Here is an 8,478-nt window from a genome sequence, read left to right on the forward strand (position 1 = left end):
GGAGGGTGTGGGATTTGAACCCACGAAGTCCCGTTGTGCCGAGGGGCACTGGCGACCTGTCGACAAACCGACGAAACGCCTTGTGACCTGCGCGGATGTTCCGAGGGATTCCCAGCGCTTCCGGCCCCTTCCCGGAGCCATGTGCGATGAATGTGCGATGCGGGGAAGTGCGTTCCTGCGGTCCTGGCTGCATGCACGGATGGCGGTGACGTTCTTAGCTTGGGAAGCCGAGAACACCTATGGCGGCTGACCTCGCGCCTCTCCTGCCCACGCTGATGTGGGCTGTCTGACCGTGATTCCCCATGGTTCCCCGGCGTTGCCTGCTCCGTGTGGCACGGAACCGGGACTACTGCTCGGTTCGCATGGAGGGTCGGAAGACGTCGGCGTGGAACATGGAGAGGTAGACCCATGGTGGCTTACCGTCTTCTCGTATTCGGGCGACGACGGCGCTCGTCTCGGTTCCGATGGCCGGGTAGTCCTCGGTTTCGGCCCGTGGGTGTGCGGAGTCGATGACAACCCCGTCCACTGAAGCGCCGATGTGTTCGTGACCGATGATCTGGACCAGGACTCCCCACGGCTCGTGGCTCGTGACCTTGATCCGCACGAGGTCTCCTGGGGCCAGGCCGGGCGTTCGACTGCTGGGGAAGCTGTCCGGCTCCGTGACCACTCGTGCTGTCCTTCCAATAGCCCGGTTCGGTGGGACCTGTCCGGCCCACTTGATGAACCAGCTATACACCCCGGCCACAGCGGAGGGTCACTACGGTTTCGGGCCGAGGTGCCCGGTAGCGCTGGTGCCGACCGCCCAAGACAGTCGTATTCCGCTACCGGGTGCCTCGGGATCTGAGCACGTCATCAATCGATTTCGTCCGAACGGCAACCGTTCGTCTGCGGGCCGCGTCATGATGCCAAGTAGTACGGCCGTTGGCCGCGCTCGGGACCGGGCGGCAGCCCGCAGCCCGAGCAGTGGCCGGAGGCCGCTGCGACGGCGCTCGCGCCGTCGCCTTGATCCCATACAGCTCAAATCGGCAAAGCCAACCATTTATCACGCGCTCGAAATGCCCTTTTGAAGCAGTGATTTTAAATTATTAAAATCGTCAGGAAGGAGATCTGGGTTCTCTCTTATTTCCTTAAGCATAAATTCCTGAAAGTGTCCAGTATGTTGAAATGGTGTGCACGCATTAAACTGTGCGAGCATTCTTTTTCCTTGGACTAGGTGCTTCCATCTGCGGGGCCAGTTACCTTCAATTTCAATTTCGGTCTCTCTGCGCACCACGTCGTGTAGTTCGGCGTAGGCTTTATATTTTTCTGCCTCGAACTTGAACCACTCTTTGGTGTCTTTGGGGGGTGATCCAATCTTGCGGCGACACCTTTCCTTGATCCTATTCTCTGTGAGTAGTTTTATCACATCCTCCTTTTCTTTTTCTGCGATAGCTAGTAGCTGACTCAATACTTCTTCGACCGTTGTTTCGTGGCTGGCGGCTGTGAGTACTCGGTGTAGAAGTTTTTCATCTAGAAAAGCATTTTCAATAGTTCTGCCTGTCCAGACAAAGATTCGATCGTCCTTGTCAGCTTCGTTGGTTGACTCGTCGTCAAGGTCTCTGTCTACCACGCAAACCCAAGGAAGAAGCTCTTCGCTTGCCGCTAGCGCTTTAGCTGTAGCTAAAGCCGACTTTTTGTTCCCTGCGGGGTAGATGAGTATTTTTGAAGTTTCAACAGGGAAAATCTTCTCTATAAAGTTCTTGTCGGTTTCCCCTTCGACGATGAGCATTTTTTCATGCTGGAGCCATGAGCTTTTGCTTACGCCTAGCTCAAAGAGGAGATTCGTCTTTGCTTTTTGGTCGATGATTTTTTCTGACTGATTGATTTTCTCTGAAGATGGAAGGCTGATGGATATCAGGGAGTCAGATGGGGCCGTGTTAATGATGTTAGGAGAGTGTGTGCTTAGCCAAATCTGTGAGCTTCCACTGATGCCTTGCGCCAGCTCTACTAGTGCAACTTGAAGCGACGGGTGCAGATGAATTTCTGGCTCATCTATTAGTAGGATACTTCCTTTTTTTGCTGTTCTCTGGCATAGGTACATTAAGCCAAGGACTTCTTGTTCTCCGCTTGAAAGCTTGCTGATGGAGTGCTCGTTTCCTTCTCCCGCATCTACTTTAATCGATATGCCATGGGTGCTGTCGATTGACGGTTTTAGGATGGACTTTCCTGTTGCAGCCTCGAAGGCGTTGGTTATTTTAGTATATTCGGATTCTTCTTGGAATCTACTCCCCTGTGAGAGGTCCAGGTAGTCGAGAGTGGCAAGGTAACCTGGGATATCGTGAATGGAAAAAGATCCATAGTTTTCGCTCAGAGAATCTACGGCTTGCTTTCTTAGAAGTGTGGCAGATTTCTCGGATAGGTGTTCAACGCTAAGGCTATCTACTTCACTGCGATGGATTACCCGCTCTCCAGGGATGAACGAAATATTTGCAAATGGATTTTCTCTCGCGAAATCCTCTTTTCTGAGGGTTTCAGCCCAAAAGTCCTCGTGGGGCCTCCATGCGTTCCCTCTTTTTGGAATCCTCAGCCACATTCTAATGATTTGAGGGGAGTGCTCGTCCTCCTCCTGCCCCTCTGGGTATTCGCTCTTTTCGTAACAGTATGCACCTACTTTTCGTGCGTAATAGTTCAATTCCTTTCTTTCTTGCATGTTGAGTGATATCAACATTCGCAACCTTGCTTCATCGCCCCATGGTCCAACTAGCCTGCTCATGTCTGTATGGAATTCTCCGCCCCACAGTAGTGAAATTGCTAGAAGGCAGGTAGTTTTTCCGCAGCCATTTTTTCCGGATAGCGCGACCAATGGAAGGTCTTCCAGGGATTTTATGCTCAGGAACTTTACTCCCTGGAAGTTTTCTATTTCAAGGTAAGCTATTTTCATTTAATTTCCTGGGTTTGGCTTGCTTCTATTTTCTTTGCTCAAGATTACAATCTTGAGATTGTCTACTGCTTTGGGAAATTTTCCCGTCGTGATTGCGGACATTAGGGTTGTTCGGGTCTAAAGCATCTAGGAGGCGGATTGCGTAGACCTCGCTCATGTGCTCGTTGATCTCGTCAGGCGTTAGCCATTTGACGACGGTTGCCTCAATCGTGGGGTGCTCCTTGCCGCCGGACGGTTTGCAGCGGAAGACCAAGGCCACAACTCCACGGGTCATGTTCTTGTAGACGCCCGTGAGCTGTTCCACCTCGACATGGACACCGGTCTCCTCCAAGACCTCGCGGACAACACCTTCCTGCGGGGTCTCGTCCAACTCCAGCACGCCGCCCGGTGGCTCCCAGTTGCCGTTGTCCCTGCGCTTGATCACCAGCATCCGCCCGTCCTCGCGGATGACGGCTCCCGCCACGGACACGGAGTGGAGCGGGGTTGATGAGCGTCCGTCGCCATCACGGTTCATGCGTTGCAGACCTGAGTTTCAGTTCTATTGCTCTAGAGAGAGTTCTCCGCCTGGTCTAGAGCAAGCCGCCATGGGAAGGTATCGAACGCGCTCGTTCCGCTTCCGGCTTCGTGAGGGACGAACGCATTTTGTCCGATCAACACGGACACCTCTTCGGCCCGGAGCTTCCTGACGCTCTCTCGGAACGGGGCTCTGCTGGCGTAGGCGGAGTTCACGAACGGGAGGATGACGGTTGGCACTCCGAGGCCGATGGCCTCGTTCACCACATCCAGGGCGTAGTTGTCGGCGATCCCGTTGGCCAGCTTGTTGATCGTGTTGAAGGTGGCCGGGGCGATGATGATGGTGTCCGCCTTGGGAGAGCGTGGGTTTCCCGGAGCGCGGTGCTGGCTCCGCACCGGCCTGCCGGTCTGCTTCTCCAGCGCCTCGACGTCGATGAAGCTCACCGCTGATGGTGTGGCCATGACCTGAACGGTCCAACCCTGTTCCTGGGCCAGATCGACCAGCGTGCCGACATCCGAAGCCGGACCTGCCGCGCACACCACCACGTAGAGAGTCTTCCGCTCACTCACTGAGTCAGGCACCGACCCTTTCCGCTAGTTCGCTGACGTTGTCGTACAGGTGACCACTCGCCCGGGTACGGATGTCGTTGATCAACTGGTGCACCACCGGACGGGCGGTCAGCTCCTCGCTCGCCATCTCCTCGGCGTTGCGCAAGGCATGGTAGGCGTGCTCGGTCTTTCCCCACTGCTGGTACGCCCGGGCCGCGTCGATGAACAGCGTCACCCGGCGTTCCATCACGTCGATGTTGTCCAACCGCACCTGGCGCGCGTAGTCGATCGCGCTGCCCGCGTCGCCCAACTCGACGGCCGCGCTCACCCGGTGCAGCAGGACGTTGGTCGGCCCGAAGGCGGTCCACTGGTAGTTGAAATCCCCGCCGAGCCGTTCACCCGCGTCGCTGGCCTCGTCGAGCAGGCTGAGCGCCTGGCCCCGGTTTTCGCGCTTGGCCGCAGAGACCGCGCCGCTCAGCAGAAGCGACCCGTACACCGACAGGGATTCCGGCGTGGCCTCGTCCGTGGCGCTGTCCACCCGTTCGGCGGTGCTCGTCGCCAGTTCCGTCGCCGCCTTGTAGTGGCGCTCACGCATCAGTGCCCGGGTGAACGCCCTGGCGCTCGCACCCACGACCGCGGGGTTCTCGCTCGCCTCGGCCGCGCGCATGCTTCGGTCGGCCGCGAGGTAGGACAGACCGCGCTCCTCGCACTTGAGCAGGAGGCTCGCCGCCACGTGGTACGCCTCCGCGCGAAGCGCGTGCACCCGGGAGAGGTCGTCGTCTTCGACACCGGACACCGCGTCATCCAGGCCGCGCAGCAGTTCGGGTAGCCGTTTGGCCACCGCCGTGTAATGGCACGCCTGGTATCCGGCCTTGGCCGCGTGCGTCCGCTTGGCAAGCTCGCCGAGACCCGTCGCCGCTCGCACAGCCGACCGACGACCTCCCGCGTACCTGGTGAGTGCTGCGGCGATCTCGTCCATGTCCAGCACTGAACCTGTGGTGGCCTGGAACAGGGCGGTTCCGGCCAGTCCGACGAATGCGCGACGTCGCACCTTCTCATCCTCCCCCGGGCCCGGGCTCCTGGGTGCGGGTCGCCTCGGTGGTGCCGAGGACTCCGCGCTGTCGGATCCAGTGAACGTGCCGGGGTTCTTCGGTGCAAGGCCGAACAGCATCCGCGCGCGGTCGGGCATCCCGAAGCCGTCGGCGATCCGTTCGTACACCTCGAAGGCCGTGACAGTCTTGCGGCCGTTCAGTACCTCGCTCACCCGCCCCTGTGAGAGGCCGGTCGCCGCCGAGATCGCCATCTGGCTCGCACCGCCGTACTGGCGCCCGAACCGGAAAAGTGCCTGGACATCGCGCCTTCTCAGGAACTCCGCCGTGTGCTCGCGTTCCCATGCCCATGACGGGATGTTGATCCGGCTCGTCGGGTGTCCCGGCATCGTGACTCCTCGGCGGTGCGAGTGCAGGGGGGACGGCCAGTATCCCCCCTTGTCATCCCGAGGAGGAATGGGTTTCGGGAAACCGAATCGGGATTGTTGGCCTCATGGACAGCAGCAGCGCAACCACGTGCAGGTCATGTCGCGGACGGGGCTGGAAGTCCGTCCGCCCTCGGCGCTTGGTCGTCGTTCGGGTCCCCTCCGATACGGAGCCGACCAGGCGTACCGCGATGTGCCCCTTCTGCAAGGGGACGGGACAGGTCTCCACCATGGCGTCTCCATCCCACGGCAGTGGTCTCGCCTGCTGACCCATGACAAGACAGACCCCCGCGACGCGGTGGAAGGCGTCCGGGGGCGCGGCCAACCTGAGGAAAGCAGGCTGACGTGAGCGACCTTATCGCCCTGATTCGGGCTTGGGTGACTCTGATTCGACCGAAACGACACGGCAGGCACCACCGCACCGGCCCCCGGGCCTACTACCTGCCCGCACCCGCGCGGGCGGAGCTGTGGCCCGCACCGGACCCCATCGTGATGGACACGGGCGACCCCCGCGCCTACTCCCTCCAACGCGGCCCCTACGCCCACCTGGAGCACCGGCGTCGCGCGCAGCGGGCCGAACGGGACCGGCGGGGGATCGACCTGCTGGTGCAGATCGCGCGTTCGACTCCCGCCCTCGACGACATGGCCGAGTTGCGTGACCTGGTGCGCACGGCCATCGCGGTCGGGGCGGTGCGGCGATGACCACCGAACCCTCCACTCCGATCGCCGACCGGGAGACCCTGACCGCGTGGGCTAGGGAACAGGGCGTGCGGGTGCGGATCTCCTCCGAGGACTGGGACTCCATCACCTACGAAGCCCTCTCCACCGGCCCGGACGGAACCCCTCTGGTGGAGCGGTACCGGTGCGTGCTGCCCGCGTCCCTGGCGCTGCGACGTCTGCGGCTGAGCTACGTCGTCGGGCTCTGCCACGACGCGGGCGGGGCGGCGTGCAACCATGTCCGCCGGGTCGTGCCTCCTGTGCTCTCGGCCTCCGAGTCGGCCGCCCGGCATGACGTGGCGCTGGTCGCTGCCGCGCTGGTGGAGTCCGAGCGCCGGGAGGTGTGCGGAGCGACGGTGGACAACCTGACCGTGTACACCGTGCGGCGCGCCCAGGACTGGCAACCCTTCTGAGGGGCCTTCCTCCGGCGCTTCTGTGACCCCGCGTGCCCTGATGTCTCTTCGAGACCACGGGGCCCAGGGCACGCGGGTCCCTTCTTCGCGGCGACGTGCACGCCTGGGGTGTGCTTCCCGCCGTGTCCTCTGACCAGTGGTGGGGGTTCATATGTGCCCCCACCTGCTGACAGAGACGACCGAGAACAGTAAGCTACTCGACCATACGAGTACTAGAGTCACCAGGTGGACATCATGTCGAGTCTGGAGTTCGCTCCGCCCAAGTACGTACAGATCGTGCGGGCGATCCAAGAGCGCATCGAGGACGGTACCTATCCGGTGGGGGAGATGCTTCCCTCCGAGTCGCGGATGGTGCGCGAGTTCGGGGCCGGGCGCTCCACGGTCGTGCGGGCCCTACAGATCCTGAGCATGCAGGGGTGGATCGACCGCGAGCACGGACGCGGGTCCTTCGTGCGCGGCGTCCCGCAACAGGGCTCCGAACGCTCCCACGCGGGGGCCAGTGCCTTCGACGCCTCCGAGGAGGCCAAGCGCAACCGCATCCTGACCGCCGGACGCGCCCCGGCCTCCGCCGCCGTGGCCGAGGCGATCGGTGTGCCCGAGGGCTCCCCGGCGATCATGCGTCAACGCCTGGTCCTGGACGAGGGCGAACCGAGTGAGCTGGTCACCCTGTGGTTCCCCCTGGACGTGGCCGAGGGAACCGACCTGGGCGAGACGCAGCCGATCAGCATTGGCGCACGCGAACACGTGCAGATGGTCAAGCAGCTCCGGCCCTCCAAGGTCGTCGAACGGCTCTGCGCACGCCTGGCCACCGGCGTTGAACGCGAACCCCTGGGGCTGGACGAGGGCACTCCGGTCCTGGGCATCACCGCGCGGATACTCGATGCCTCCGGGGACGTGATCGCCGTCGCTGAGGTGGTGCTCCCCGGTGACCTGCACGAACTGGAGGACTCCTACCCGGCCGTGTAGACGCGACTCCAAGACCGGCCACATATCCACTTGTACGGACGAGTGTGGCCGGTTATTCTTAGGCTCCACTCGACCGGTCAAGTAGTTGAGTGAACATCACAAGGAAGGTTGTTCAGATGGCTATTCAGGGTGCGTTGCCGGTGGCGTTCGGGACGGTGTTCCCGCACGGTGCGTTCGCGTTGGGGGTGGAGGCGATCACCGACTTCGAGACCAAGCGGCCCCAGCTCGACAAGGACAGCGGGCTTCCGCTGTGGGCGGTGGACGTGATCGACGCCGACCCCGAGGCGCGCGGCAAGGCCAAGTCGGTCAAGGTCAAGGTCGCCGCCGAGGTCTGCCCGACCCTCCCGGACGAGGTCCCGGGGCTGCCGTTCCGGCCGATCGAGTTCGAGGTGATGGCGGTCATGCCCTACGTGGACGACTCCGGCCGCCGCCCCCGGGTGGCGTACTCGCTGCGCGCCCGTGGCGTGAAGGCTCCCGGTGGCGTGGCCGGTGGTCGCCGCGCTCCGGCTGCGAAGGACGCCGCCTGACCCTCGACATGTAAGCGGGGCGGCCTGGTGCTCCAACACCTCGGCCGCCCCTGAATCCCTCCTGCGACTGCGAAATCTCAGAAGAGGTGTCTTCAGTATGTCCGATTACCCCCGCGACCTGTCCGGGTTGAGCGGCCCGGAACTGGTCCGTCTGCTGCTGGACGCGACCAACCCCCCGCCCACCACCGACATCGAGCGCGTGGAGTTCTTCGACTTCAAGGCCCGGGTGTTCGCCACGATCGCGGACCGGGATGAGAACCCCGCCGCCGCGACCTTCGCCGCCCGTGCTCGCTCCGACCGTGACCGGCTCCTGGCCCAGATCGAGAAGCAGAAGCGGGGTGGCCAGCGATGATGCGCCAACCCAAGGTGGGGGCCGCTCAGTCCTCCCCGACCCTTCCC

At 62.0% G+C, this 8,478-nt stretch carries 10 protein-coding genes; 5 read left to right on the forward strand and 5 right to left on the reverse strand.

From position 1 onward, the window contains the following. Positions 1 to 346 precede the first annotated feature (346 nt). The 5 genes from DQW06_RS05465 to DQW06_RS05490 form a co-directional block, all read right to left on the reverse strand. Positions 347 to 604 carry a hypothetical protein gene (locus tag DQW06_RS05465; RefSeq protein WP_117198081.1) on the reverse strand — a complete coding sequence of 86 codons (258 nt, stop codon included), beginning with the start codon at positions 602 to 604 and terminating at the stop codon, positions 347 to 349. Between the two features lie 438 nt (positions 605 to 1,042). Then, entirely contained in the window at positions 1,043 to 2,920 is a 1,878-nt protein-coding gene (locus DQW06_RS28855) for an ATP-dependent endonuclease (protein ID WP_157983351.1), read from the reverse strand. 25 nt (positions 2,921 to 2,945) lie between these two features. Continuing rightward, the gene (locus tag DQW06_RS05480) at positions 2,946 to 3,434 is read right to left on the reverse strand and encodes an NUDIX hydrolase (protein WP_117198078.1); all 489 of its coding nucleotides are present in this window, start codon (positions 3,432 to 3,434) and stop codon (positions 2,946 to 2,948) included. Between the two features lie 32 nt (positions 3,435 to 3,466). Continuing rightward, complete coding sequence (locus DQW06_RS05485; protein WP_198662388.1) at positions 3,467 to 4,015, reverse strand: flavoprotein; 549 nt, start codon at positions 4,013 to 4,015, stop codon at positions 3,467 to 3,469. Beyond that, positions 4,008 to 5,420 (reverse strand): helix-turn-helix domain-containing protein, encoded by a 1,413-nt coding sequence (locus tag DQW06_RS05490; RefSeq protein ID WP_117198079.1) that lies wholly within the window; start codon positions 5,418 to 5,420, stop codon positions 4,008 to 4,010. The genes DQW06_RS05485 and DQW06_RS05490 overlap by 8 nt, the downstream gene beginning before the upstream one ends. 414 nt (positions 5,421 to 5,834) lie before the next feature. On the opposite strand from DQW06_RS05490, the gene DQW06_RS29415 reads away from it, so the two are divergent. The 5 genes from DQW06_RS29415 to DQW06_RS05515 all read left to right on the forward strand — a co-directional run bounded on the left by DQW06_RS29415 (position 5,835) and on the right by DQW06_RS05515 (position 8,431). Beyond that, positions 5,835 to 6,158 carry a hypothetical protein gene (locus DQW06_RS29415; RefSeq protein ID WP_231391571.1) on the forward strand — a complete coding sequence of 108 codons (324 nt, stop codon included), beginning with the start codon at positions 5,835 to 5,837 and terminating at the stop codon, positions 6,156 to 6,158. Then, complete coding sequence (locus tag DQW06_RS05500) at positions 6,155 to 6,586, forward strand: hypothetical protein (protein WP_117198080.1); 432 nt, start codon at positions 6,155 to 6,157, stop codon at positions 6,584 to 6,586. Before DQW06_RS29415 ends, DQW06_RS05500 begins: the two co-directional genes overlap by 4 nt. Positions 6,587 to 6,811: 225 nt before the next feature. Continuing rightward, positions 6,812 to 7,552, forward strand: coding sequence for a GntR family transcriptional regulator (locus tag DQW06_RS05505; RefSeq protein ID WP_041553431.1), 741 nt, complete (start codon positions 6,812 to 6,814; stop codon positions 7,550 to 7,552). 116 nt (positions 7,553 to 7,668) lie between these two features. Further along, on the forward strand, positions 7,669 to 8,079 hold the full coding sequence (locus tag DQW06_RS05510) for a hypothetical protein (RefSeq protein ID WP_013156274.1): 411 nt from the start codon (positions 7,669 to 7,671) through the stop codon (positions 8,077 to 8,079). A gap of 97 nt (positions 8,080 to 8,176) precedes the next feature. Continuing rightward, the gene (locus tag DQW06_RS05515) at positions 8,177 to 8,431 is read left to right on the forward strand and encodes a hypothetical protein (protein WP_013156275.1); all 255 of its coding nucleotides are present in this window, start codon (positions 8,177 to 8,179) and stop codon (positions 8,429 to 8,431) included. The last annotated feature ends 47 nt before the right edge of the window (positions 8,432 to 8,478 follow it).

Origin of the sequence: Nocardiopsis sp. TNDT3 (assembly GCF_003427465.1) — a bacterium.
GTDB lineage: Bacteria > Actinomycetota > Actinomycetes > Streptosporangiales > Streptosporangiaceae > Nocardiopsis > Nocardiopsis dassonvillei.